Here is a 25,244-nt window from a genome sequence, read left to right as displayed (position 1 = left end):
ACGGCTGGTCTCATGAAAATCCCCGGAGGAAACGGCCGTGCCAGGTACAACCGCGCTTACCATCCCCGATCTCGCGGGCAAGACGGTGCTGGTCACCGGTGCCTCGACCGGCATCGGCGCCGCACTGGCGCTGGCCTATGCCGCGCAGAAGTCCAAAGTGGCACTGCACTATAATTCAAGCCGCGACGCCGCCGAGAAACTTGGCAAGACCATTGCCGACAATGGCGGCGAGGTGTTCCTCGTCCAGGGTGACTTCTCCGTCGCCGCCGATGTCGAACGCGTCGTCGAGGACAGCGCGCAACATTTCGGCCGTCTCGACGGGCTGGTCAACAATGCCGGCGGCATGCTCGGCCGCGTGCCCTACGCCGAGCAGACCGAGGCCCATTACGATGCGGTGATGGACCTCAACGCGCGTTCGGTGCTGACCGCCTCGCGCAAGGCGATGCCGTGGCTGAAGAAGCAGGGTGGCTTCATCGTCAACACCTCGTCGATCGCCGCGCGCAACGGGGCGGGCGGCGGCGCCGGTCTCTACGGTTCGGCCAAGGCCTTCGTCTCCAACGTGACGCGCGGCATGGCCAAGGAACTGATCGGCTTCGGCATCCGCGTCAACGCGGTGGCGCCCGGCACCATTCTCACGCCCTTCCACGAGCGCTATTCGACCGAGGAACAGATGAAAGGCATGGTCGCCACCATTCCGCAAGGGCGCGCCGGCACCGCCGAAGACTGCGTCGGCGCCTATCTGTTCCTCTCATCGGACCTGTTGAGCGGCTACATCACCGGCCAGGTGATCGAGGTGAATGGCGGCCAGTTGATGCCGTGACCAGCTATCTGCATACTGGCGGCCCGCATACTCTTGTCGGAGACTTTGAAGGGGAGACAATAGAATGTACGGACTGATCGGCAAGATGCGGGCAGCGCGCGGCCAGCGCGACGCGGTGGTGGACCTCCTGCGCGCCAGCACCGGCGCCCTGCCGGGTTGCCTGAGCTATATCATCGCCCGCGACCCCGCGGATGCCGATGCGATCTGGGTCACCGAAGTGTGGACCGACGCCGAAAGGCACAAGGCCTCGCTGCAGCTTCCCGAAGTCCAGGCGGCCATCGCCAAGGCGCGGCCCTTCATCGCCGGCTTCGAGTTCCAGGTCGAGACCCACCCGGTCGGCGGCTTTGGGTTGGCCGAGGTCAAGACTGACTGACTAGAACAGACAGTGCGATGCCAACGGGGCAACCTGCAATGCAGATCGTGAACACCCAAGATGCGAAGGCCAATCTTTCACGTCTCGTTGACCAGGCCGCCAAAGGTGAGCCATTCATCATAGCCAAGGCGGGCAAACCATTGGTCAAGGTCGTGTCGATCAACCAGCAGCCGTCGGCTCACGCGCGACGGGTCGGTTTTATGGCTGGCCAGTTTTCCGTCCCCGACGACTTCGATCGCATGGGCGGCGGACAGATCGAGCAACAGTTCGACGCCAACGCGTAGGCTCCTTTTTTGGCGCAACGGCTTCGCATCGCCCCGCTTCGCGTCTAAGACCGAAAAATGGATTCCTCGGCCGAGCCACCTCTGGACCAGCCCGCCATCGAGCGCATGGCGCGCATGGGCAGGCCTTGGCAGTGGCTGGTCCTGCTCACCATCTCGGCCCTTTTTGCCGGCGCGCTCGAACTCGCTGCTTTGCCGGCGGCGCTGCTGATCGGGCCGATGCTGGCGGCCATCGCCGCCGGCACCAATGGCGCCACGGTGCGCGTGCCGCGCCTTCTGTTCGGCTCCGCCCAGGCGATCGTCGGCTGCCTCGTCGCCGCTTCGATCTCGGCCGACATCTTTCCCGTCTTCTATCGCGAATGGCCGCTGTTCCTGGGCGCCGTGGTGGCGACCGTCGCGGCCTCCAGCCTGCTCGGCTGGCTGATCAGCCGCTGGCGCATCCTGCCCGGCACCACCGCCGTCTGGGGCTCCTCGCCGGGCGCCGCCACCGCCATGGTGCTGATGGCTGGTGCCTTCGGCGCCGACCAGCGCCTCGTCGCCTTCATGCAGTATCTGCGCGTCATCTTCGTTTCGGTGACGGCGGCTCTGGTCGCCAAGATGTGGGTAGACACATCGGGCATCGAGATCCCGCCCATCGTCTGGTTTCCGCCGATCGATGCCCAGGCCTTCGCCGCCACCATCGGCATCGCGATCGTCGGCGGCCTGGCGGGCAAATTGTGCCGGCTGCCCTCGCCGTTTTTCCTCGGTACCTTCATCTTCGGCACCGTCATCCATCTCGGCCTTGGCGTGGAGATGCAATTGCCGCCCTGGCTGCTGGCCGTCAGCTACGCCATGGTCGGCTGGTCGATCGGATTGAACTTCACCCGGCCGATCCTGCGCCATGCAACGCGCGCCCTGCCACAGATCATCGCCTCGATCGTGGCGCTGATCGCCTTTTGCGGCGGGCTCGCCTTCCTGATCAGCCATCTGCTCGGCATCGATCCGCTGACCGCCTATCTGGCGACCAGCCCCGGCGGCATGGACAGCGTCGCCATCATCGCCGCCGCCGCTCGGAACGTCGACATCTCCTTCGTCATGGCGCTGCAATCGGCGCGTTTCCTCGTCGTGCTGCTGGTCGGCCCAAGCGTCGCGCGGCTGGTGGCCAGAAGCATCCGGGAATAGGCAAAACCGCTCGCTTCGGCCTCATGATTTGACCGGTCGAATCCCGACCTGCGTGGCCGCTGCACGAAAACCCTCGATAGCTTGGGCGTAAGTCGCAAAAAATACTTGACTCACATACTCATATTTGAGAGCGCGAGAACGCAATCTGACATGAGACAGTGGAGACGAGTGGATGCGAGCATGGCCGACGACATGGCGCCTGGGGATATCGTTGCTGGGCAGCGCGGCGATGCTTGGCCAACCCTTGGCTGCTCATGCGCAGGACAGTGGCGAGGCCGCGGTGCTCGGCCAGATCGAGGTCACCGCGCAAAGCAACGAGATCCTGGTGCAGGATGGCTATGTCGCCAAGAAGGACCGCATCGGCACCAAGGTCGACACGCCGATCACGGAGATCCCGCAGGCCATTTCGGTGGTGACGCAAAAGCAGATCGAGGATCAGAAGCCGCGCACGCTGAACGAGGCGCTCGGCTACACGGCCAGCGCCAATCCCAACAGCTTCGGCTTCGACACCCGCTATGACGCCTTCTTCCTGCGCGGTTTCCCGGCCTTCTACAACAGCATGTTCCGCGACGGGCTGCGCCAGTACAACGGCCCCTCCGCCTGGTTCAAGACCGAGCCCTACGGCATCGAGGGGGTCACCATCCTGAAGGGCCCGGCGTCCTCGCTCTATGGCGTCAGCGGCCCCGGCGGCATCGTCAACGTCGTCACCAAGCGTCCCAAGGATGAGCCGTTCCACGAGATCGAACTGCTGGCCGGCGAGCACGACCGGTTCCAGGCAGCCCTTGACGCTTCCGGACCGGTGAACGAGGACGGCAGCATCCTCTATCGCTTCACCAGCCTTGGCCGCCTGGGCGAAACCGATCTGCCGGCCTATCCCGACGACAAGCTTTATCTGGCGCCTGCGATCACCTTCAAGCCGGACGAGGACACCAAGCTCACCATCCTCGGCGAATATTCGAAATCGGTCACCGGCGGCACCGCTGCCTTCTACAATCCGGGCTATGGCGTGCTCTCCAACATCTACGAGGGCGATCCCGCCTGGAACGATTTCACCCAGAACCAGAGGCGCATCGGCTATGAGTTCGAGCACCGCTTCAACGATGTGCTGACGGTGCGCCAGAACCTGCGCTACAATGCCGTCGACAGCGACATCGAATACAGCGGCCACTATTTGCCCGGTGCCAACCAGCCGCTGGAGCGCTATTGGGGCCACTACACCGAGACGATGAAGAACTTCGTCGTCGACAACATGGCGCAGTTCGAGTTCGACACCGGGCCGGTCAGGCACACCGCCGTCGCCGGCATCGACTATGCCTGGTCGGACTATGATGCCGCCAGCGGCCTGTCCTACGTCTCGGTCGACGACATCAAGGCGATGCCGGTTCCCCATTCCGGCGGGCAGGAGATGAACCAGCTCGGCGTCTACCTGCACGACCAGATGGAGTGGAACGACTTCACCCTGTTCACCAGCGGCCGCTACGACTGGGTCGATACCACCTCCACATCAGCCGATTTCAGCCAGTCGAAGCAGAAGGACAGCGCCTTCTCCGGCCGGCTTGGCCTGTCCTACCGGGCCGAGTGGGGCATCATCCCATACGTCAACTACTCGACCTCGTTCTCGCCCAACATCGGCTTCGTCTATGACAACGTCACCAGCACGACCGGCCGCGTCGCCCGGCCGACCATCGCCACGCAGAAGGAGATCGGCGTCAAATATGAGATCCCCGACCACAACGCGACCGTAAGCGCCGCATTGTTCGACATCGACCAGAAGGATGGCGTCGTCTTCGATGCCTCGACCAACGTCAACAAGCAGCGCCAGCTCGACCTCAATTCGCGCGGTGTCGAGCTGGAAGCCAATGCCTCGCTCGGCAATGGCTTCAGCTTCAGCGCCTCCTACGCCTATCAGCGCGTCAGGATCGAGCGCGGCGCCACGGACACCGATGGCAAGGAACTGTCGGCGACGCCCAATCACATCCTGTCGCTCTGGGGCCACTATCAGTTCGAGAACGGCACGCTGGAAGGGCTGGGGCTGGGCACCGGCGTGCGCGTTGCCGGGTCGAGCTATGGCGACGACACCAACACTTTCAAGAACAGCGCGCGCGCCTTTGTCGACGCCTCGCTGTCCTATGATTTCGGCACCAGCAATCCGAAGCTCGAAGGCGTCAAACTGCAGGTCAACGCCAAGAACCTGTTCGACAGCCAAAAGACCATCTGCTCGGCCGGCTATTGCTACCGCGACGAAGGCCGCTCGCTGTTCGCCAGCCTGCGCTACCGTTTCTGAGATCAGCGCGTTGCAGGGGGCAGCGGCTATTCCTCGCCGCCCCCGTTTTCGCCCAGCGCGCCGCGGCGCCAATAGGCGGTGACCAGATGCCTGTCGCGTGCAAGGCCCCACTCCTTGCGCACGATCTTGCGGATCTCGCGGAAGTCGGCGAATTCGCATCCGGCCAAGACATGGAGCCCGTCGGCAAGCGCGGCGTGGCTGCGCTCCCGCAAAGCGGCTGGCAGCAGGCCGGCGGTGCCGGCCTCTCGGCCGTGCCGGTAGAGCCAGGTGATGTCGATGTTCTCGCCCTGCGGCAACGCGATCCGGTCGCCCTGGCCGTCGACCTCGATAAGCGCCTCGGCGCGGGTCGACGGCGGCAGATGCTCCAGGATCCTGCCAATGGCGGGCAGCGCCGTGTCGTCGCCGGCCAGAAGCAAAGTCTGCGCCTCCGGCGCCTCGCCGCCGCCGGGCCCGATCATGCCGATGAGATCTCCAACCCGTGCATTCTGCGCGAAGGCGGCGGCGGGCGTATTCTGGCCGGGATGCAGCACGAAATCGACATCGAGCCAGCCGCTTGCGGCGTCGATCGCCCGGATCGTGTAGACCCGCACGGTCAGCGCGTCCTCCCCGGAGGGCCAGACAAGCAGGCCGTCAGCGCCAAGCATGGGCCAGACCGGCCGCCGGCCACGCGGCGGCAAAAGCAGCCGCATGTGCAGACCGCCATGGGTAAAACGGCCGAGATCCTTGCCAGCGAAACGCAAGCGCTGCATGTGCGGCGAAATCCGCGTCGACGACATCACGGTGATCTCGCGGAAGAAGACCGGCGTACCGGCATCGCTGCCGTCGCCTTCCCAACGCAATCCGCTGGTGGTGCCGAGATGCTGGGCAACATGGCCGGCGACCGTCATCTTCATGTAGGAGAGGCAGGTCTCGTCGATCGCCGCGACGCGGACCAGCATGGCGTTGCCGTCGAGCGTGGCGCTCAACGACCCGTAATAGAGGCGAAGCTCCCATCGATCGGCGGCACCGGTCTCGATCTCGAATTCGCCGTGCTCGGTGCGAAGACGCTCGATCGCCGACCTCATCGCTTCATCGCTGATCCGGGTCTGCGCACTCAACTGGTCCATCGTTCAAGTCCTTCGATAGCGGTTCAAACGAAGCCGCCGAAAGATCTTGGCCTCGTCGCCATCGCCGGCATGCCACAGCGCCGCCGTCGTTTCCACAAGAAACTTGACTTAAGTAATCATATTTTTGGATGGGCCGTCGGAGATCTGATTTATGCCGGCCTATCGCGGTGCTGCAAGGCGTTCGGGAAGGAAATCGACGAAAACGCGCACCTTCGGCGACAGATGGCGATTGGAGGGCCATAGCATCCGGAACTGGCCACGGCCGTCGACATGATCGTCCAGAACGATGCGCAGCTTGTCCTCGCGCAACGCCTCGCGGACCAGGAAATCGGGCATGCAGGCGATACCCAGGCCGGTGAGCGTGGCGCCCTTCAAGGCTTCCATATTGTTGCAAGTCAGCATCGAGCGGATCTGCGGTTGGGCGCTTCCGGTAATGAACGGCCAGTCCAGCAGCCTGCCGCTGTTGAGGAAGCGGAAGTTTATGCCGAAATGCCTGATGAGATCGGCCGGCTCACTCGGAGTGCCATGGCGGTCGAGGTAGGAGGGCGCCGCGCACAAGAGCATACGAAACGGCGCAACGGGTCTCGACACCAACCGTGAATCGGGCAGCTCGCCACTTCTGATCGCGACATCGATGCCCTCCTCGATGACGTCGACGACGCGATCGTTGAAATCGATATCGAGCTCGATCTCGGGATAGCGGGCCATGAACTCCGACAGCACCGGCAGCAGCAGATGGTAGGTGACGATCGGGGTCGAGATACGCAGCCGCCCGCGTGGCGTCTCGCGTGTCCGCGACAGCATCGCCTCGGCATCGTCGATGTCGTCGAGGATGCGCCGCACCCGCTCGTCGAACAGTCTGCCCTCCTCTGTCAGGCCGACACGTCGCGTGCTGCGCTGCAGGAGCCGCACGCCGAGCTCCTGTTCGAGCCGCGCGACGCTCTTGCCGACGGCGGAAGCCGAGATGCCGAGCGCGCGGCCGGCGGCGATGAAACTGCCGAGTTCGGCGGTGCGGGCGAAGGCCAAGAGGCCACTGAGGCGATCCATTGCATTCTTCCATTCGAGCGTTTCAGTCCGGTATGTCAGGAAATACAATACCATTTTTCTGGAAAGGCGGCGGGCCTATCTTGTCGTTGCGACCGGCGCGCGACCCACGCGGCAAGCTGGCGGATGCTTTTTCAGATAGGAAAATCCATGACCCTGAAGACCACAACCGGCTCGGCCGAGAGATGGCTGGTGCTCTTGTCGGTATGCCTTGCCGCGATGACGATGCCCTTGACCTTCACCGGCCCGGCGGTCGCGCTCTCGCGTATAGCGGCCGATCTCGGCGGCAGCCCGATCGCGCTCAACTGGGTGACGAACGCCTTCATGTTGACTTTCGGCGCCAGCCTTATGGCGGCAGGAGCGCTGGCCGACAATCACGGCCGCAAGCGGATTTTCCTCGCTGGCCTCTGCCTCTATGTCGTGGCGTCATTTGGCGCGATGCTGGCGCCCGACATCATCTGGTTCGACATGTTCAGGGCCGCGCAAGGGATCGGCAGTTCCCTGGCCTTCGCCGGCGGCGCCTCGGCACTGGCCCAGGAATTCGAGGGACCGCTGCGGCTGCGCGCCTTTTCCTTCCTCGGCACCAGCTTCGGCATCGGTCTCGCCTTCGGTCCGATCGCCTCCGGCCTGCTCATCTCCGCATTCGGTTGGCGATCGATCTTTGTTCTGGTCGCGGCACTCGCGATCGCCTCGGCGGTCCTCGGCCTGCGCACCATCAGGGACTCGCGCGATCCGGATGCGACCGGGCTCGACTGGGCGGGAGCCGGCACCTTCACCATCGCGCTGGCCTCGCTGACCTATGGCGTGTTGCAGGCGCCGCAAAGCGGCTGGGCCAATCCCCTCGTCATCGCGCTTCTGGCAGCGGCGGCCCTCTTCTTCGCCGCGTTCGTCATCGTCGAGCGGCGCGTGCGGCGACCGATGCTCGATCTCACCCTGTTTCGCTTTCCCCGCTTCGTCGGCGTCCAGTTCCTGGCGGCGGCACCCGCCTATGGCTTTGTCGTCCTGCTGGTGCTTCTGCCGATCCGCTTCATCGGCATCGAAGGGATGAGCGAGATCAAGGCCGGGCAATTGATGATCTGCCTCTCGGGACCGCTGCTGATCCTGCCTTTGCTTGCCGGCCAGCTGGCGCGCTGGATCGCGCCGGCCACGATCTGCGGCGTCGGCCTGCTCGTCACCGCCGCCGGCCTCGTCTGGCTGAGCCTGACACCACCGGTCGATATCGCGCTGGTGGCGCCGCTGGTGCTGATCGGCGTCGGCATCGCTTTGCCCTGGGGACTGATGGACGGGCTTGCCGTCAGCGTCGTGCCGAGGGAGCGCGCCGGCATGGCGGTCGGCATCTTCAACACCACGCGCGTCGCCTGCGAGGGCGTGGCAGTGGCGATCGTCATGGCGACACTGTCCGGCTTCACCGCGGCGCAGTTGGCCGCTCAGGAAGCGTCCACGGATACGGCCGCCGCGGCGCAGCTGCTGGTGACCGGCAATGTCGGCGCAAGTGCGCAACATCTGCCTACGGCCAGCGCCGCCGTCCTGGTCGAGGCTTACGAAGCGGCGTTCGACAGGCTGCTGATCGTGCTGGCGGCAATCACCATCGTCACCGCCCTTGTCGTGTTCCTCGGCCTGCGTCGCGGATCAGCAGCGGAACATGAGGCCGTGCCGGTGCCGGCATGCCAGGAAGGGTAGGCTGCGGATCTCAGGCGATGACCAGGCTCGCGATGCGATCGCCGTCCAGCGTGAAGGTCATGTCGCCCTCGCCGTTGAAGCCGTCGCCCGTGACGGCGATGCGAACACGATAAGTCCCTTCCGCCGCGGCGATGCGGACAATCCGGAGATTGGACTTCACGCCGATATTGTCCGACTGGTTCCAGCGCGCGATCTGCCCGCGGCCGTGAAAGTCCCGTCCCCAGTCGCTCAGGAACGCATCGTCGGCAAAGGTGTCGAGAAAGGCATCCGTATCACCTGCATTGGTGGCCTCGACAAAGCGGCGGATGGGTTCGGGTATCGTCATCATCTCTGCCCAAGGCGCATCAATGTAGCTTAGTCGAGCCTGTGCATCAGATCCTCATCCAGCCAGCGGCCGAAGAAATAGACCAGCTGCTTGTGCCACCATGGCCAGTCATGGCTGACATCGCCGCCCCAATAATCGACCCATGCGGGAATCGACTTGTCGCGCAGGATCTGTTCCAGCTGGCGCGTCTCGACCAGCATGCGCTCTTCCCAGGCGCCCTGCCCGCAGCAGAAGATCAGCCTGAGCAACTTGAGCCTGGCCAGCAGTTTAGGATCGACGATGCCGGGCAGATAGTCGAGCGGCGAATTGTAGAAGATGTCGCCTTCCAGCGCCTTGCCGAAGAAGTCGCGGGCCGAATAGACGCCCGACAGGGCGATGACGCCGCTCGCCAGTTCCGGAAAGCGGAAGACGAAATTGGACGAGTGGTAGCCGCCCATCGAACAGCCCGAGAACAGCGGCTTCAGCTTGCGTCCGCCATTGGCTGCCGAGGCGGTCTCAAGGAATTCCGGCAGCGCCTCCTCGCGCACATAGCGGAAATAGGCCTCGTGCCGGGCGATGCGGTGCGCGGCATCGTGATGCTTGTCGAAGAAGGATTCCGAATCGATCCCGTCGACCGCGAACAGCTGGATGCGGCCGGTGTCGATGAACTCGGCCAGCGCGCTTACCCCGCCGGAATCCTCGAACTGGTAGAACCGCCCCTGCGAGGTCGGGAACACCACCACCGGCCGGCCGGCATGGCCGTAGCGCTTGTACTCCATGTCGCGGCCAAGATTGCGGGCGAAGGCCTTGTGATAGGAGATGTCCATCCCTCACGCCTTTTCCGCGTGGATATAGGCGACTGCTTCGCGCAGCGCCGCCTGATCCTTCGACCGCATCTGATAGGCGTAGTTTCCCATGGCGCGGCTGAAAACCTCTTCGATGGGCTGATGGTGGACGATCTTGTCGCCATGCGCGGCTAGCACGTCCTCATGGCTGTGCAAATAGCGGAGGCGGCGCTTGCGGCTGGCATAGGCAGTGAAATACTTGCCTTCATAGGGGCCGCCGGCGGCGTCCTTGACCACCATGTCGGCCCATGCCGCATAGACGTCGATATCGAACGTATAGTTGATCGCGTCGGTCATCCAGGCGCCGGGCGGCCGCATGTTGACCTCCAGCGCGATGATCCGGTCGTCCCTGGTCTCGAACAGCTCGATATGGAAAAAGCGCTCGCGCACGTCGAACGCCTTCAGGATCTTGCGGCCCGCCTCCTCGACAACGGGCCGGATCCGGGGGAAACAGATGTAGCTCATGTGGCGGTCCTTGTTGACCACCTCCATGACGCTCTGGTCGTAGCGGTGACTGGCGGCCAGCACCACCTCGCCGTCGCGGTTGACCAGGCCGTCATAGGTCACCACCAGCCCCTCGATGAACTGCTCCATGACGAAGGTTACGCCCTCGGGCTTGTCCCTGAAGAACTGGTCGAGCTCTCCCGTGTTGGAGATCTTGAAGGTGTTCGAGGCGCCGGATCCCGAATCCGGCTTCACCACGACGGGATAGCCGACCCGGCGGATGAAGGTCATGGCGCCGGCGCGGTCGGAGCATTTGCGCTGCGCGATCGTCTCGACGCCGCTCTTGCGGAAGAAGGCGCGCATGCGGCTCTTGCGCTTCAGGTTCTTCACGAAATCGAGCTTGGTGCCGTAGATGTTGAAGTCGGTTCGGATGTTGGCTTCGAGTTCCAGCCAGTGCTCGTTGAGCGACTCGAAACGGTCGATGCGGCCCCATTTGTGGATGAAATGTCCCATCGCCCGGAACACCGGATCATAGTCCTCCATGTCGGCGACCCGGTAATATTCGGAGAGCGAAGCCTTCAGCTTGCCGTCCAACGCTTCATAGGGTGCGTCGCCGATGCCGAGCACCGTGGCGCCGGCCTTTTTCAGCCGGTCGCAGAAATCGGCGCCGTTGGCTGGAAAATGCGGCGAGAAGAACACGAAATTCATGGCCAGTCCCCTCCCGGCGAAAGGGCACCGCAGCCCCGCCAGCGCTCAAGTCTGGCGCATTTGCGGCGCGCGGGGAAGAGCGTCCGCATTGGGATGGCATTCAACCGGGTCCCACCCGCTTGCCTCTCACAAGCCGCTCCTGTAAGAGAACCGCCATGAACACGCGCGCCACCACCGCTTCCCGTCAGACCGGCTTTGCCGGCGAGACCGTGCGCGCGCTTGCCTCGACCCTGCTTCTTCTCGGCCTTATCGGCGATCGCCGGGTTCGCTGAAGGAGCGCCCGGCGGTCGAACCGCCGCGCAAGCGCATGCTCCTTGGCCAGTCTCAAAATTGGCAATCACATCAAGCGAACGAAAATCTGGTAAAGGCGCCACTCGCCATCAATCCGTCCAGGACGGATCCGAGGCCGCCGGGAGAAACGACGATGAACGCACGAGAACAAATCCGCCCTGATGCCGCCGCAGCCGGCAAGGATGCGGAACCGGCCCGGGGCATGCCCGACGCGGCCCGCAAATATCAACCCTATCCAACCGTTGGCCTCACCGATCGGACCTGGCCTTCGAAAGTCATCGACAAGGCGCCGATCTGGTGTTCTGTCGACCTGCGCGACGGCAACCAGGCGCTGATCGATCCGATGGGCCATGAGCGCAAGGCCCGCATGTTCGGCCTGCTGCTCGACATGGGCTTCAAGGAGATCGAGATCGGCTTCCCCTCGGCCTCGCAGACCGATTTCGACTTCGCCCGCTGGTGCATCGAGGAAGGCAATGTCCCCGTCGACGTATCGCTGCAGGTGCTGGTGCAGTGCCGGCCCGAGCTGATCACCCGCACCTTCGAAGCGCTGAAGGGCGCCACCAACCCGATCGTGCATTTCTACAATTCGACCAGTGAATTGCAGCGCCGCGTCGTCTTCGAGAAGGATGTCGGCGGCATCAAGCGCATCGCCACCGACGCGGCCAAGATGATCACCGACATGGCCGCCAAGGCCGGTGGCGGTTTCCGCTTCGAATATTCGCCGGAGAGCTTCACCGGCACCGAGCTCGACGTGGCATTGGAGATCTGCAATGCCGTCACCGAGATCGTCAGGCCGACAGTCGACAACAAGCTGATCATCAATCTGCCGTCGACGGTCGAGATGTCGACGCCCAACGTCTATGCCGATCGCATCGAATGGATGTGCCGCAATCTCGACAACAGGGAGAACCTGATCATCTCGCTGCATCCGCACAATGACCGCGGCACCGGCATCGCCACCACCGAGCTCGGCCTGATGGCCGGCGCCGACCGCGTCGAAGGCACACTGTTCGGCAATGGCGAGCGCACCGGCAATGTCGACATCGTCACGCTGGCGCTCAACATGTACACGCAAGGCGTCGATCCCGGCATCGACTGCTCCGACATCAACCGGATGAAGGACGTCTACGAATATTCGAACCAGTTGAAGATCCCCGAGCGCCACCCCTATGTCGGCGAACTCGTCTACACGGCCTTCTCCGGTTCGCATCAGGACGCCATCAACAAGGGCATGAAGGCCTTGAAGAAGGCCAACACATCGCTGTGGGAAGTGCCCTATTTGCCGATCGATCCGGCCGATGTCGGCCGCAGCTACGAGGCGATCATCCGCATCAACTCGCAGTCGGGCAAGGGCGGCATCGCCTATGTGCTGCAGGCCGATTACGGCCTCAACCTGCCACGCAACTTGCAGATCGAGTTCAGCCAGGCGATCCAGGCGATCACCGACGCGGAAGGCAAGGAAGTGCCGGCCAAGCGCATCTATGAGCGGTTTCTCGAGGCCTATGTCGATCAGCCGGGCGCACGCTTGAAATTCCTCGATCACCACACCTACCCCGACACCGAGGTCAAGGGGCGGCGCGTGGTCGAGGCTGTCATCCTCGACAACGGCAAGGAAACGACGATATCAGGCACTGGCACCGGCCCGATCGACGGCTTCGTCGATGCGCTGTCGCGGCATGTCGGCGTCGAGATGTCGGTGCTCGACTATTCCGAGCACTCGATGCAGCGCGGCTCGAACGCCTCCGCCATTTCCTATGTCGAGATGGAATATCCAGGCGGAAAGCTGTTCGGCGCCGGCATCAACACCAACATCGTCGCCGCCTCGCTGGAAGCCGTGACTTCTGCCGCCAACCGTATCGTGGGCCGCAAGGCGCGGTAATCCCCACCGATCGGGTCGTCGGCGCGAGAGCAGCAGCGCTCTCGCGCGACGTTTTCGAACCCGAACCGGGCCTGGCCCAAAATGGCCGATGATGTCGGCGGCGCGCTTCGGCGTCCGCCGACGACGTCCTGCAGCGGGGCCATTAACCACTGGAAAATTATCCGGTTAGGTACGCGATCGCATAATGGGTGTATACTTGTGTGGAGATGCGGGCACTATATGATCGTGCCTCAACCTGTGCCGACTTCGAGAGGATCGACACTTGCAGCATGCCACGCCTGCCGCCCCCGCAGTGCGCGAGACACTGGAGCGACTGCTTGCCAGCGAAACGTTTGGACGGTCCGAACGCGCGCGCAAACTGATCCGCTATCTCGTCGAACGCGAACAGGCAGGCGAAGCCGACAGGCTCAAGGGCTTTTCCATCGCCATGGACGTCTTCGGCAAGGACGGTGATTTCGATCCGTCGACCGATGCGGTGGTGCGGGTCCAAGCTGGCCGGCTGCGCGATTTGCTGCAGCAGTATTTCGCCAATGAAGGCGTCGCCGAACCCGTCCGCATTGCCATTCCGCGCGGCGGCTATGTCCCGGCCTATGAGCTCAACGCGATCCGTTTGCCGGAAACGGCCAGCCTTGCCGGGCAGACGGAAGCGCTGGCATCGCCATCCGAGCAGCCGAGCGCCGCCGACATTCCGTCCGCCGTACTGCTGGCATCGACTGCCGTTCCGGAGCCCTCGGTGGCACGCCATCTTAGGTTCTTCTGGATGGCGATCGCCGTGGTCATCGCCATGCTCGGTGTTCTGATCCTGCGTCAGGGCAGCGGCGCCCTGCTGGCAGGCGGCGACATACCGGCTACGTTAGAGCCCGCCGGCTTGACCGGCAGCATCGCCCGGTCCCCGGCAAGTGAGGCCCTGCCGCTCGTCTACCTCGCCGTCAAGGCCAATGGCCAAGATGCCAGCCGTGTCGCCGCGTCCTTGCGCGCCGGCCTGAGCGGTTTCGATACGGTCGACTTCATCGGCCGCGAGGCCGCCGACGAGACCGATCCGGTCACCAATGCCACGAGCTTCATCTTCGATATCCTGCCTGGACCGGACGAGGGCGACATCACCATCGAGCTGCAGAGCATGGCGACCGGCCGGGTGCTTTTGTCGCGCAACCTGACCGCCGCCGACAGCGCGCCGAACGCCGTCGAGGACCGCATCGCCGGCATCCTGAGTTCGGCTCTTCCCGCTTCCGGCGCGATCTACAACTATATCGAGCAGAGCGGCATGCAGACCGGCCTGACGCAATGCCTGCTGCTCAACGGCAAATACTATCTCGACCAAAACGTCAGAACTCACGGGGCCGCGTACCGCTGCCTTGAGGCCTTGGCCGACGACGGCGCAAAATCGTCGCTGGTTTATTCGGAACTCGCTTCGTTGCACCTCGAGGCGGTGAACGACCACTACGCCTATCCGCCGGATGCGACTATCGAGAAGGCGCTGACATTCGCCCACCGCGCCATACAGATGGGGCCGACCAGCCCTAACGCGCATCGCGCCTATGGCTACATCTATTCGCGCCTTGGCAATCCTGACGAGGCGCTGCGCTGGATGCGCAAGGCCTATGACCTCAACCCCTACGACGTCTCCATGGCCGCCGCCTATGGTTACGGGCTGATTTTCGCCGGCCGTTACACCGAGGGAACACCGCTTCTGGCCCATGCCGTGGATGCCTCCAGCGGGCATCCGACATGGTGGGATTTCGGACTCTTCGCCGGCGAATTCATGCTCGGCGACATGAACAAGGCAACCATTGCCAGCAACGCCTTGAGAACGACTGCAACAAAATCACACTATCTCGCCGCGCGGCTGATCGGCGCCCAAATTGCAGGCCAGGACGGTCAGGCGCGCAAGCTGCTCGATGAGCTGAGCGCCAAATTTCCGAAATTCGCCGCCAATCCGCGTGCGACTTTCGTCGATCGGAAATATCCGGCCGATTTGACCGAGCGACTGATCGGCGCCTTGCGCGCCTCCGGGCTTGAGAGCGCCAGTTAACGCCATCGACAGCCGTGGCGCGGCGCGGCATTATGGTCGGTTTCGTACGCTCCGGTCGTCAAATGCCCGGTTGACCGCCGAGTTCTGTCTTCAACCGTACAAATCGCGAAAATTTTACTGGTCATCGCGCCAGCCAAGGAGCAATTCAGCCACAATTGGCGTCGCGCACCCTGCAACAACAAAAAAATTTCAGCATCCATGATTTCATCGCTTCATGCCGCCGAACAAGGTGCTGGTTCGAAGACCATCGTTCTGCTGCATGGCTTCGGTGGTTGCCATGACGTCTGGGGTGAGGTGATCTCTCCCCTGTCGGCTTCGGCGCGCACGCTGGCCTATGATCTGCCGGGACACGGCTTGTCGCTTGATTTCCCGGGTGCCGGTCCGGCCAAGGTGGCGGCAAAGGCCATTCTCGCCGATCTCTCCGCGCGGGCGCTCAAGCGGGTCCATCTGGTCGGCCACTCGATGGGCGGCGCTGTCGCGGTACTGATGGCGCTGGCCGACCCGGAAAAAGTCGCCTCGCTGACGCTGTTGGCGCCCGGTGGCTTCGGCCCCGAGATCAACGGGGCGCTGTTGCGCCGCTTTGCCGCCGCGAGCGAGTCGTCCGAGATCCTTGCCTGCCTTGCCGCCATGTCGGGTCCACGCGCGCTGCCTGTTGATCACGCCGCCGATACGCTTTCCGAAATGCGCAGGCGGCCCGGGCAACTGGAAAAACTTGTCGAGATCGCAGCTGCCATGACCAGGGACGACCGGCAAGGCGTCATCCCGCGCGACCTGCTCGACACGCTGGCCATGCCCGTGATGGTGGTGTGGGGAACTGAAGACGCGGTGCTGCCCTTCACCCATGCGGATGGCCTGCCGGCGCGCTTTCATGTGCATCACGTTCTGGAGGCCGGCCATATGCTGATCGAGGAAGCGCCCGATCTGATCGCCAGGATCATCCAGCGCAACATGAACCGTCGCGCGAGACCCGTTCGCCCGAAACTCGCCACCACCGCCGATTGAGTTGCCGCTGAGCGCCATATCCCCGGCGCTTCGCCCCCTGACCTCGCCCCCCCATCTCGCCAGTGCATTTTGCCGGCGGCTGTGTTAACTGCGTGTTAACCAAACCCGCGAGGCCACGCCGATGAAGGACGCAGGCGAAAAGATCGATCCGTCAAGCAAACTGTCCGATGCCATCCGTGATGTGAAGAACGCCTTTGCCGACCGCGACGATGTCGTCGTCGACATGCGCGAGGCGCATCGCATGCGCCTCGATCTCCTGGCCGCCGAACTCGCGCCCGTCTTTGCCGACGTTCCTGCCGACATGGACAATTTCGATTTCGTCGTTTCCTCGGGGCTGCAGCCGCGTCTGTGGATCGACGCCGTCAGCCATGTCGCGATGGGCCGTGATCGCCGCACCTACCGCTTCCTCAAGGACACCCGCATCGGCCGTGTGGTGCTCGCCGAATCGACCGAGATGAAGCCGGTTGCCAACGCCGTGACGCGCTATGTCGCCGAGCGCATCGTCGAGCGCCAGAGGATGATGGAAGGCGGGGTCGAACCGGCAATCGCCGGCATGAAGCGCGCCGAGGTGAGCGAGGCGGAGCCGCCGCTGCGGTCGCCACAACGCAGCAAGGGCTGGTCTGCCTTCCTGTCCGGCCTTGGCCTGATCGCCGCCGGCGCGTTGGTCGGCCTGGCGGTGTCGATCGCCCTGTTCTGGGACCGTCTCGTGGCAATGGGGCTCAGCTTGCGGCCATAGCGGCTAGGGCCGGGGCGCCCAGTTCCAGCGTCTGCAGGTCGACAGGCGGTATCGCCGGTCCGGTCAGGCCACGCCGGGTCAGGCGGATCCGCCAATTGTCCTTTTCGCCGTCGATATCGAACAGATTGTACTGTGCCGCCGGGTGCTTGCCGCCCGGCGCCTGGCCGGCGGCGGCGACGCCGACAACCGGGACCTTGGCGCCGCGGACCCCGATCTGGAACAGCGACGGCAGATGCGAATGACCGTGCAGGACAAGCTCGGCGCCATGCCGGCGAATGATCTTGTGGAAGCGGGCGATGCCGAACAGCCGCTTGTGCTGCGGGACGGCGCCACGCACCGGCGGATGATGGATCATGATGGCGCGGAACAGGCCTTGCCCGCCGGTGTCGCGCAGGATCTTGCCGAGCCGCTCCGCCTGCCCCTCCATGAAGAAGCCATTGGCCATGAAGGGCGCCGTGGCGCGCGCCGTCGAGACGCCGATCAGCGCAACATTGCCGCGCACGCGCAGAAAGGGAAAGGCATTGCGGTCGACCGGCGTGTTGATGCCGTCACCGCTCATCCACGCCGCCCATGAGCGACAGACCTTGTCGAAGGCGCCGGGCACATAGGCATCGTGGTTTCCCGGAACGACGGAAACGTCGTGCGGCGGTCCCAACGTCTCCAGCCAGTGCCTTGCCATCTCGATCTCGCCGTCGAGCGCCAGATTGACCAGGTCGCCGGTGACGGCGAGATGGTCGGGACTTTGCGCCTTGACGTCGGCGACGATGGTGTCGATGACGGCGTCATGCATGTGGCGGCGGCGGTTGCGCTGCCAGTTGACGTAGCCGAGCACGCGCTTGGAGGCGAGATCGCGATAGGATACATCCGGGAGCGGCCCCAGATGGACATCGGAAATATGCGCGAGCCTGAACATGCATCCTTCATAGGCGACCAGCGCCCTCCTTTCCACCCACGGTTTCGCTACCGATGACGAGCCCGCAAGATCCCTTCCGCCAGACCGGCTGGGCTGGCCTCAGGGCCCGGCTGTTCCATCTCTATTTCGTGCTGCGGCGGCCGATGACGCTCGGCGTGCGCGGCCTGATCCACGATGCCGCCACGAATTCCGTTTTCCTCATCCGCCACACCTATGTGCCGGGCTGGCAGCTTCCCGGCGGTGGCGTCGAGGTCGGCGAGACGATGGACGAAGCGCTGGCGCGCGAATTGGCAGAGGAAGGCAACATCGCGCTTACCGCCCCGCCGGCGCTGAAATCGATGCATTTCAACCGCCGCTCCAGCCGCCGCGATCATGTCGGCTTCTATCTCATCGAGCAGTTCGCCCAGACGGCGCCGAAGCTGCCGGACCACGAGATCGCCGAAGCCGGCTTCTTCCCGCTGGACCATTTGCCGGAAGCAACGACGCCGGCGACACTGCGGCGGATCGCCGAGGTTTTCAAGGGAGAGCCGACTTCTAGTTACTGGTGATTTACGAAATACAGTTATCCTGAACCTCGACTTCAATGATTTTAATTTCAATAAAATCTTATCGAGGGGCGATAAATGGCTTACGAGAAAACAGATACGGTCAGTATATGGCCTTACGTCGGTATTTACATGCTTGTAACGTTTTTAGTCAGCCTGGCTCTGATCGCTCTGGCAATAATTTTTCCGTCATTCATCGCGCTTGCCGGAAAGAATACCTATTTCGGGGTGAATTTCGCCTCTACCTTGACAGCGTACTCCCTATTCATACGAAAACATGGGAGAACCTTCCATAGAGGGGAGTATTGGAAAACGGTGGCGTTTTCCACCATAGCTATCATTTTATTCTCGATGTTTTTCCTTCTGCTTTCACTCGCGGACGACGCCACGGCGGCAAAATTGAGAGGAATCCCATTTGGTGGCTGGGTTGCGATCATGGCATTGGCGACGCTGTTTGCTTTCTGCCTCAACGCCTTCGGTTACTCGAGTTGGTTCGGAAATCGCATGTTGAAGGCCAATCGCAAAAGACAAACGCAACTCGACACCAAACCTTTCCGCTGATCAGCCTGCCGGCTATCAGGCCGCCTTCCTGAACCGTCCCCGGTCATGCGGCGCGGCATAGTCCAGCTCCGGCCCCACGGGCACGATCCGCGTCGGGTTGATCGTTTCGTGGCTACCGTAGTAATGCGCCTTGATGTGATGCAGGTTCACCGTGCCGGCGACGCCGGGCACCTGATAGAGGTCGCGCAGATAGTTCGACAGGTTGGGATAGTCGGCGATACGGCGCAGATTGCACTTGAAATGACCGACATAGACCGGGTCGAAGCGTACAAGCGTGGTGAACAGCCGCCAGTCGGCTTCGGTGATGCGATCGCCAACGAGATAACGCTGCTTGGAAAGCCGATCCTCGAGCGTGTCGAGCGCTGAGAACAATGCGTCGAAGGCCTCCTGATAGGCGGCTTGCGTGGTGGCGAAGCCGGCACGATAGACGCCGTTGTTGATGGCGGGATAGACCAGAGCGTTGATCGCATCGATCTCGCCGCGCAAGGGCTGTGGATAGAAATCGAGACCGGCATCGCCCCATTCGTCGAAGGCTGAATTGAGCATCCGGATGATCTCGGAGGATTCGTTGGAGACGATGGTCTGCTCCTTTTTGTCCCACAGCACCGGCACCGTGACCCGGCCGGAATAGGCTGGATCGGCCCTGGTGTAGATCTGGTGCAGGAAGTCGAGGCCGTAGAGCGTGTCGCCGGTGGCGCCGTCCTCTGCGAGAAACGTCCAGCCGTTCGCGCCCATGAAATGGTGCACGACCGAGACGGAGATGATGCCTTCGAGCCTCTTCAGCGCGCGAAAGATCAACGTCCGGTGCGCCCACGGACATGCAAGCGAGACATAGAGGTGGTAGCGGCCGGGCTCTGCCTTGAAGCCTCGATGGCGGCCTTCGGCCGGTTTGCCGTCACGCGTGATCCAGTCGCGCCACAGCGACTGCGCCCGCACGAACTTGCCGCCGCTGTCCTTGGTGTCGTACCAGCGGTCCTGCCACTTGCCGTCGACCAGCAATCCCATGGGATGTCCTTTCGCCTTTCCACCTGATGTAGAGCGCGACGCGGCAAGGCTGAAATCATCAGGGCTGAACAGACTGTCAATCGTTGGGCCCAGTGAACGGGGTCGATTGCAGCGGCCGAAAATTGATGCTAGCGGACACTCCGCATGTTCGATTTTGCTTTGACCCGGTTTGACCGACGACGAAAGGGCGCCCGCGCTTGATGAAGCGCTGACTGGCGAATGCTGCCGTTTGCAGCAACCTTTCCTCTCTACCGGAACGCAAAGACCATGAGCCTTGCCGACGTGAAATACCTGCCGGAAACCCCGGCGCATGATGCTGAGATCGAAGCCATCAACGACGAGGCCTTCGGCCCCGGCCGTTTTGTCCTGGCTGCCTACAAGATCCGCGAGGCTGGAGGGCACGAACGCGCTCTGTCCTTTGTCGCCGTCGACGGCGACATCGTCGTCGCTTCGGTGCGCATGACCCGCATTGCCGCCGGCCCCGGTCGCGCGCTGATGCTCGGGCCGCTCGCGGTAAGGCCCGCCTTCAAGAATCTCGGCATTGGCCGCCGGCTGGTGGCGATTGCGCTGGAAGCTGCCGCCAAGGCCGGTGCGCCGGCCGTCATACTGGTCGGCGACGAGCCCTATTACGGGCCGCTCGGCTTCAAGCGGATCCCGCGCGGCCAGATTTCGATGCCGCGCCCTGTCGATCTCGACCGCTTGCTGTCGCACGAGATCGTGCCGGGTTCCGTCGCCAAGCTCTTGGGCGAGGTCGGTCACGCCAGTCAGGCCAGGGTCGCCGAGCACATCGCCGCCATGGCTTGACCTTCCCGTTCGATCTGGCACTGATCCTTTCCTGCTTTCACTGGAAGGAAATGACGCCATGATCCCGAACGGCCAGATCGCAATCGTGACCGGCGGCGGCTCCGGCCTTGGCGAGGCGACGGCGCGGGCGCTTGCCGCCAAGGGTGCCCGCGTCGCCATATTCGATGTCGGCATCGACCGCGCCGCCAAGGTCGCGGCCGAGATCAGCGGCATTGCCGTCCAATGCGACGTCAGCAGCGCCGACAGCGGCGCTGCCGCCCTCGCCGAGGTCGCGGCCAAGCTCGGCGAGCCGCGCATCCTGGTCAACTGCGCCGGTATTGCCATCGGCGTGAAGACGATCGGCAAGGATGGTCCGCATCCGCTCGATCAGTACCGCAAGGTGATCGAGGTCAATCTGATCGGCACCTTCAATATGATCCGCCTCGTCGCCGATCGCGCCGCGAAGATCGAGCCGCTGCAGGGCGGCGAACGCGGCGTCATCGTCAACACGGCCTCGGTCGCCGCCTATGACGGCCAGATCGGCCAGGCGGCCTATTCGGCCTCCAAGGGTGGTGTGGTCGGCATGACGCTGCCGGTGGCGCGCGACCTTGCCCGTTCCGGGATCCGCGTCTGCACCATCGCGCCAGGCATCTTCAAGACACCGATGATGGCCGGCATGCCGCAGGAGGTGCAGGATTCGCTGGGCGCCGCCGTGCCCTTCCCTTCTCGCCTCGGCGAACCATCCGAATATGCCGCCCTTGCCCTGCACATCATCGAGAACCAGATGCTGAACGGCGAGACCATCCGCCTCGACGGCGCCATCCGCATGGCGCCGAAGTGATGCATGCCGTCCAAGGTGAGAAGCGGTTTTTGAGAAACGAAATGCATAAAGAGTTAGCCCTTGCCAAACCCGGCATCTTCGTCCGATAAGTGGAATATTAAGATCAACTTAGAAGAGCCAGACCCTTGGGCAAGAGAAAGAAGGATGTGATCCGCGAGACCGATGCCGAGGCGATCCGGCTGGCGAAGACGCTTCTGCGCAGCGCCCGCTCCGGCGCACTAGCGGTGCTGGAGCCGCGGACCGGGTCGCCGCTGGCGAGCCGGGTCGGCGTGGCCACGGACATCGACGGCGCGCCGCTGATCCTGGTGTCGATGCTTTCCGCGCACACACCTGCGTTGCTTGCCGATCCGCGCTGCTCCCTGCTGCTCGGCGAGCCAGGCAAGGGCGACCCGCTGGCGCATCCTCGCCTGACGCTGATCTGCGGGGCATCGCGGCTGGAGCGTGGCTCGGACATCCACGCGCGCGCCGAGCGCCGTTATCTCAACCGCAATCCCAAGGCCAGCCTCTATGCCGGGCTCGGCGACTTTTCGATCTTTCGCCTCGAACCGCAACGCGCCAGCCTCAATGGCGGCTTCGGCAAGGCCTATCTGCTCGATCGGTCCGATCTCACCAGCAGCGGACCCATCGTCGAAGAGCTTGCGGCCAGCGAACAATCCGCCATCGAGCACATGAACGCGGAACATCTCGACGCGGTCGCCGTTTATGCACATCAGTTTGCCAGGGCATCCGGTGAGGGCTGGACCATCGCCGGATTGGATGCCGACGGCATGGATTTGGTGTCGGGGGACAGTGTTTGCCGGGTTTTCTTCCCGCAACCCCTGGCTGCAGCACGCGAACTACGGCCTGTTTTGGTTGAAATGGCCAGGGGCGGCCGCGAAATGATGCAGACAAATGACAGAACTTAATTGCATTTGATCAAAAGCAATGCTTGAGATTTGGAAGAAATGTTCTACGCTCAAGGGGTGGCGCTGACTCGTCAGTGTCCTTTCGCAAGTGAATTTATGGATTCAGGCGCCATTGCCCCCATGGCACCTCGATGAGCAAACAGCATGGGGCATTCATGGTCTCGACAAAGCTAATCGCCAACGCTGAACCGGCGGCCGAATTTTTGATGCTTATGGGCAACGAAAAACGGCTGTTGATCATGAGCTATCTGATCGACGGTGAAATGTCGGTCGGCGCTATCGCCGAAAAGGTGATGCTCAGCCAATCCGCCCTCTCGCAGCATCTGGCCAAGCTGCGGGCGCTTGATTTGGTGGACACCCGCCGCGACCGTCAGATGATCTACTACTCCTGCAAATCCGATGCGGTGCGCGAACTGCTTGTCATGCTGGATGGTATTTTCGGCAGCGGCAAGGAGGACCTGTCCCAGATGGCACAGAGATTGCGCCGCGCCGGGACTTGACCGGACGCTTCTGCGGCCGTTTACCTCGCTGACGATTTCCGGAGCGTGGCTTGTGCGTCCTTTTCGACGCACGAACCGCGCTCTCGATCTTTGAGCAGGGGACATGAACCCAATTCGCATCGACGACCCGCAGGATCCGCGCGTCGCCGCCTATCTCGATATCCGCGAACGCGACCTTGCGGGCCGGCAAGGCCGCTTCGTCGCCGAAGGCAAGGTGGTGCTCGACCTGCTTTTGTCGTCGAGACGCTTCAGCGCCGAATCCGTCCTGGTCCTGGAAAACCGGCTAGGCGGCCTGAAGGACACGCTGGACAAGGCGCCCGTGGATCTGCCGGTCTATATCGTCACCGGTGCGGTGATGGACGCGATCGCCGGCTTTCACCTGCATCGCGGCATCCTGGCCATCGGCCGCAAGGAGACGCCGCAGCCGGCCGGCCCATTGCTGGATGCCTTGCCCGCCCTGGCCCTGGTCGTGGTGCTCGTCGGCATTTCCAACCACGACAATATGGGTTCGATCTTCCGCAACGCCGCCGCCTTCGGCGCCGATGCGGTGCTGATCGACGCGACATGCTGCGATCCGCTGTACCGCAAGGCGATCCGTGTTTCGGTCGGCGCCGCGCTGAAGATCCCTTTCGCGTCCTTCACCGACACCGCCGGCTTCACGGCGATGCTGGCCGAACGAGGCTTTGAGCAGTTCGCGCTGTCTCCACGCGGACGGACCGACATACGCGATGCAAAGTCGGTCGGGCGCCTGGCGCTCTATCTCGGCACCGAGGGCGAAGGCCTGCCCGAAAGCCTGCTCGCGCGCCTGCGGACCGTACGGATAACCATGGCGGAAGGCTTCGACAGCCTGAACGTGGCAGCCGCCTCAGCCATTGCCCTGCATCATTTCTCGCACCGCTAAGGCATGTCGCCCGAAAGTGACCTCGGTTTTTGGGAGAACGACAGCCGCCGGCTCAGGTCGCATCCGCATTCTGCAAGGCTCGCACACGGTCGGCGAGGCTGCGGTCGCCGCCGCTGGGCCGGCTGTCCTGCGGTACCGCCAACGCCTTGGCGATCGGCGAATCGGGCCCCTCGAGCTTGGCCGTCAGGTGGACGACTTCCGCCGCCAGCTCGTTCATCTGCTCGCGCAGCGCGGCACCGCCATTCGTGGTGCCCGATGATGCCATGGCGCCGAGATCCGCCTTCAGCCGCTTGTTCTCGCGCGCCAGCGCCGTCAGCCTGGCCTCCAGCCGTTCGCGATCGCTGTCGAGCTTGGCGATCGCCCTATCCAGCTCATCGCGCCTTTCAGCCTCGTCACGCCTGTCAGTCTCAAGCTTGTCGGCCTGATCGGGCTTGCCGACCAGCCGCAGAGCCGGTCCGCCATCCTCGGTTTTCGCTTTTTCGCGCAGCCGCGCCAGATCCTTTTCGCGACGCTCGAGCTTGTCCTCGCGATCGGCGAGCGTGGCGAGCAGCCGTTCGACCTTCTTGTCGAGTTCAGCCGTCCTTTTCTTCTCGGCCTTCAGGGCCTCGCGCGCTGCCTTGCTTTCGGCCGCGATCTCCTGTTGGCGGCGGTCAGCCTCCTTGCGCTGGCCGCGCAGCAGCGAGATGTCACTGGCAAGCTTCTGCAATTCGGACTCGCGCGCCACCAACTCGATCTGCCGGCTGCTGGAAGAAAAACTGGCGTCGTCGTACATGTGCTCCAGCTTTTCGAGCTCGAGCGCCCGCTTTTCCAGCTTTCGTTCGGTTTCCTTGAGCCGCTCCGAGAGCTGATGCAGTTCCTCTTCGCGCTGCCGCAGCGCTTCGTTCTTGGCGCCGAGTTCGGCGAGCGCGTGGTTCTTTTCCGTGCGCTCGACGGCCAGCCCCTTCAACGCCTCGCGGCCGCGATTGATCTCAACGAGTTGTTCGGCCGCCTTCTCGCGCAGCGCCTTGACGTTCATCTCGAGGCGGCGCGCCGACATGGCGTACTCGGCCCGGATCCGGTCCTTGTCGGCCTGGATCTCGGCCCGGGTCAACGGGATCGAAGCTTCGATGCGCCTGCGGGTCAGGGCGACGGCACGCCTCCAGACCGCCGGAGCGATCATCAGCGCCAGAAAACCGGCACACAGAAAGCCAAGGGCAAAGAACAGGACCGACTGAACCAAAGGACTACCCGCTATCGGCGGCAACCGCCTGAACTGGACCGTACCATCTTGGCATGGCGGAAATCCGGCGCTGCGGCAAGG

General features: G+C 63.4%; 25 protein-coding genes. 17 read left to right on the top strand and 8 right to left on the bottom strand.

The features are described 5' to 3' along the window. Nucleotides 1–37 precede the first annotated feature (37 nt). From FJ978_RS25090 to FJ978_RS25070, 5 genes are all read left to right on the top strand, one after another. A complete protein-coding gene (locus tag FJ978_RS25090) occupies nt 38–820 on the top strand; it encodes an SDR family oxidoreductase (RefSeq protein ID WP_013893411.1) in 783 nt (260 codons plus the stop codon). A 64-nt stretch (nt 821–884) separates the two neighbouring features. After that, a complete protein-coding gene (locus tag FJ978_RS25085; RefSeq protein ID WP_013893410.1) occupies nt 885–1,193 on the top strand; it encodes a putative quinol monooxygenase in 309 nt (102 codons plus the stop codon). Nucleotides 1,194–1,231: 38 nt separating this feature from the next. Then, a complete protein-coding gene (locus FJ978_RS25080; RefSeq protein ID WP_013893409.1) occupies nt 1,232–1,477 on the top strand; it encodes a type II toxin-antitoxin system prevent-host-death family antitoxin in 246 nt (81 codons plus the stop codon). Between the two features lie 57 nt (nt 1,478–1,534). Next, a complete protein-coding gene (locus FJ978_RS25075; RefSeq protein WP_013893408.1) occupies nt 1,535–2,635 on the top strand; it encodes an AbrB family transcriptional regulator in 1,101 nt (366 codons plus the stop codon). A gap of 172 nt (nt 2,636–2,807) precedes the next feature. Then, nucleotides 2,808–4,919, top strand: a complete 2,112-nt coding sequence (locus FJ978_RS25070) for a TonB-dependent siderophore receptor (RefSeq protein WP_140574793.1) — start codon at nt 2,808–2,810, stop codon at nt 4,917–4,919. Nucleotides 4,920–4,945: 26 nt separating this feature from the next. On the opposite strand, the gene FJ978_RS25065 is transcribed toward FJ978_RS25070, so the two are convergent. Both FJ978_RS25065 and FJ978_RS25060 read right to left on the bottom strand, forming a co-directional pair. Beyond that, the gene (locus FJ978_RS25065) at nt 4,946–6,025 is read right to left on the bottom strand and encodes a siderophore-interacting protein (RefSeq protein ID WP_140574791.1); all 1,080 of its coding nucleotides are present in this window, start codon (nt 6,023–6,025) and stop codon (nt 4,946–4,948) included. 159 nt (nt 6,026–6,184) lie between these two features. Next, complete coding sequence (locus FJ978_RS25060) at nt 6,185–7,072, bottom strand: LysR family transcriptional regulator (RefSeq protein ID WP_140574789.1); 888 nt, start codon at nt 7,070–7,072, stop codon at nt 6,185–6,187. A gap of 147 nt (nt 7,073–7,219) precedes the next feature. Here FJ978_RS25060 and FJ978_RS25055 point away from each other — a divergent pair, with 147 nt between their 5' ends. Then, nucleotides 7,220–8,749, top strand: a complete 1,530-nt coding sequence (locus tag FJ978_RS25055; RefSeq protein WP_140574787.1) for an MFS transporter — start codon at nt 7,220–7,222, stop codon at nt 8,747–8,749. 10 nt (nt 8,750–8,759) lie between these two features. Here FJ978_RS25055 and FJ978_RS25050 read toward each other — a convergent pair whose 3' ends face one another. Genes FJ978_RS25050 through FJ978_RS25040 form a run of 3 tightly spaced genes read right to left on the bottom strand, consistent with a single transcriptional unit; the run spans nt 8,760 to nt 11,050 of the window. Further along, nucleotides 8,760–9,074 carry a nuclear transport factor 2 family protein gene (locus FJ978_RS25050; RefSeq protein ID WP_246678200.1) on the bottom strand — a complete coding sequence of 105 codons (315 nt, stop codon included), beginning with the start codon at nt 9,072–9,074 and terminating at the stop codon, nt 8,760–8,762. 29 nt (nt 9,075–9,103) lie between these two features. Next, entirely contained in the window at nt 9,104–9,880 is a 777-nt protein-coding gene (locus FJ978_RS25045) for an esterase family protein (protein ID WP_140574785.1), read from the bottom strand. 3 nt (nt 9,881–9,883) lie between these two features. Beyond that, nucleotides 9,884–11,050 (bottom strand): ATP-grasp domain-containing protein, encoded by a 1,167-nt coding sequence (locus tag FJ978_RS25040; RefSeq protein ID WP_140574783.1) that lies wholly within the window; start codon nt 11,048–11,050, stop codon nt 9,884–9,886. 424 nt (nt 11,051–11,474) lie between these two features. Between FJ978_RS25040 and leuA the strand changes: the two genes are divergently transcribed. The 4 genes from leuA to FJ978_RS25015 all read left to right on the top strand — a co-directional run bounded on the left by leuA (nt 11,475) and on the right by FJ978_RS25015 (nt 16,990). After that, nucleotides 11,475–13,220, top strand: coding sequence for a 2-isopropylmalate synthase (gene leuA, locus FJ978_RS25030; RefSeq protein ID WP_140574781.1), 1,746 nt, complete (start codon nt 11,475–11,477; stop codon nt 13,218–13,220). 262 nt (nt 13,221–13,482) lie between these two features. Next, the gene (locus tag FJ978_RS25025) at nt 13,483–15,252 is read left to right on the top strand and encodes a tetratricopeptide repeat protein (protein WP_140574780.1); all 1,770 of its coding nucleotides are present in this window, start codon (nt 13,483–13,485) and stop codon (nt 15,250–15,252) included. A 198-nt stretch (nt 15,253–15,450) separates the two neighbouring features. Continuing rightward, nucleotides 15,451–16,254 carry an alpha/beta fold hydrolase gene (locus FJ978_RS25020; protein ID WP_140574778.1) on the top strand — a complete coding sequence of 268 codons (804 nt, stop codon included), beginning with the start codon at nt 15,451–15,453 and terminating at the stop codon, nt 16,252–16,254. A gap of 121 nt (nt 16,255–16,375) precedes the next feature. Beyond that, nucleotides 16,376–16,990, top strand: a complete 615-nt coding sequence (locus tag FJ978_RS25015; protein WP_013893396.1) for a hypothetical protein — start codon at nt 16,376–16,378, stop codon at nt 16,988–16,990. On the opposite strand, the gene FJ978_RS25010 is transcribed toward FJ978_RS25015, so the two are convergent. Continuing rightward, nucleotides 16,974–17,903: a metallophosphoesterase gene (locus FJ978_RS25010; RefSeq protein ID WP_140574776.1), complete on the bottom strand. Its 930-nt coding sequence runs from the start codon at nt 17,901–17,903 to the stop codon at nt 16,974–16,976. The two genes, FJ978_RS25015 and FJ978_RS25010, sit on opposite strands and share 17 nt — an antisense overlap. Nucleotides 17,904–17,956: 53 nt before the next feature. Here FJ978_RS25010 and FJ978_RS25005 point away from each other — a divergent pair, with 53 nt between their 5' ends. Both FJ978_RS25005 and FJ978_RS25000 read left to right on the top strand, forming a co-directional pair. Continuing rightward, a complete protein-coding gene (locus FJ978_RS25005) occupies nt 17,957–18,451 on the top strand; it encodes an NUDIX domain-containing protein (RefSeq protein WP_140574774.1) in 495 nt (164 codons plus the stop codon). 75 nt (nt 18,452–18,526) lie between these two features. Further along, a complete protein-coding gene (locus tag FJ978_RS25000) occupies nt 18,527–19,009 on the top strand; it encodes an ABZJ_00895 family protein (RefSeq protein WP_140574772.1) in 483 nt (160 codons plus the stop codon). 15 nt (nt 19,010–19,024) lie between these two features. On the opposite strand, the gene FJ978_RS24995 is transcribed toward FJ978_RS25000, so the two are convergent. Beyond that, a complete protein-coding gene (locus FJ978_RS24995; protein WP_140574770.1) occupies nt 19,025–20,014 on the bottom strand; it encodes a glutathione S-transferase family protein in 990 nt (329 codons plus the stop codon). A gap of 267 nt (nt 20,015–20,281) precedes the next feature. On the opposite strand from FJ978_RS24995, the gene FJ978_RS24990 reads away from it, so the two are divergent. From FJ978_RS24990 to FJ978_RS24970, 5 genes are all read left to right on the top strand, one after another. Continuing rightward, nucleotides 20,282–20,818, top strand: coding sequence for an N-acetyltransferase (locus FJ978_RS24990; RefSeq protein WP_023765291.1), 537 nt, complete (start codon nt 20,282–20,284; stop codon nt 20,816–20,818). A 58-nt stretch (nt 20,819–20,876) separates the two neighbouring features. Then, nucleotides 20,877–21,638, top strand: coding sequence for a 3-hydroxyacyl-CoA dehydrogenase (locus FJ978_RS24985; RefSeq protein WP_140574768.1), 762 nt, complete (start codon nt 20,877–20,879; stop codon nt 21,636–21,638). A 125-nt stretch (nt 21,639–21,763) separates the two neighbouring features. After that, nucleotides 21,764–22,543 carry a HugZ family protein gene (locus FJ978_RS24980; protein WP_140574766.1) on the top strand — a complete coding sequence of 260 codons (780 nt, stop codon included), beginning with the start codon at nt 21,764–21,766 and terminating at the stop codon, nt 22,541–22,543. Nucleotides 22,544–22,698: 155 nt separating this feature from the next. Next, complete coding sequence (locus FJ978_RS24975) at nt 22,699–23,043, top strand: metalloregulator ArsR/SmtB family transcription factor (protein ID WP_013893387.1); 345 nt, start codon at nt 22,699–22,701, stop codon at nt 23,041–23,043. Between the two features lie 103 nt (nt 23,044–23,146). Then, nucleotides 23,147–23,944: an RNA methyltransferase gene (locus FJ978_RS24970; protein WP_140574764.1), complete on the top strand. Its 798-nt coding sequence runs from the start codon at nt 23,147–23,149 to the stop codon at nt 23,942–23,944. A 52-nt stretch (nt 23,945–23,996) separates the two neighbouring features. On the opposite strand, the gene FJ978_RS24965 is transcribed toward FJ978_RS24970, so the two are convergent. Further along, nucleotides 23,997–25,163: a hypothetical protein gene (locus tag FJ978_RS24965; protein WP_140574762.1), complete on the bottom strand. Its 1,167-nt coding sequence runs from the start codon at nt 25,161–25,163 to the stop codon at nt 23,997–23,999. Between the last annotated feature and the right edge of the window lie 81 nt (nt 25,164–25,244).

Origin of the sequence: Mesorhizobium sp. B1-1-7 (genome assembly GCF_006442705.1) — a bacterium.
GTDB lineage: Bacteria > Pseudomonadota > Alphaproteobacteria > Rhizobiales > Rhizobiaceae > Mesorhizobium > Mesorhizobium opportunistum.
This window is presented reverse-complemented; position numbering and strand designations above follow the sequence as displayed.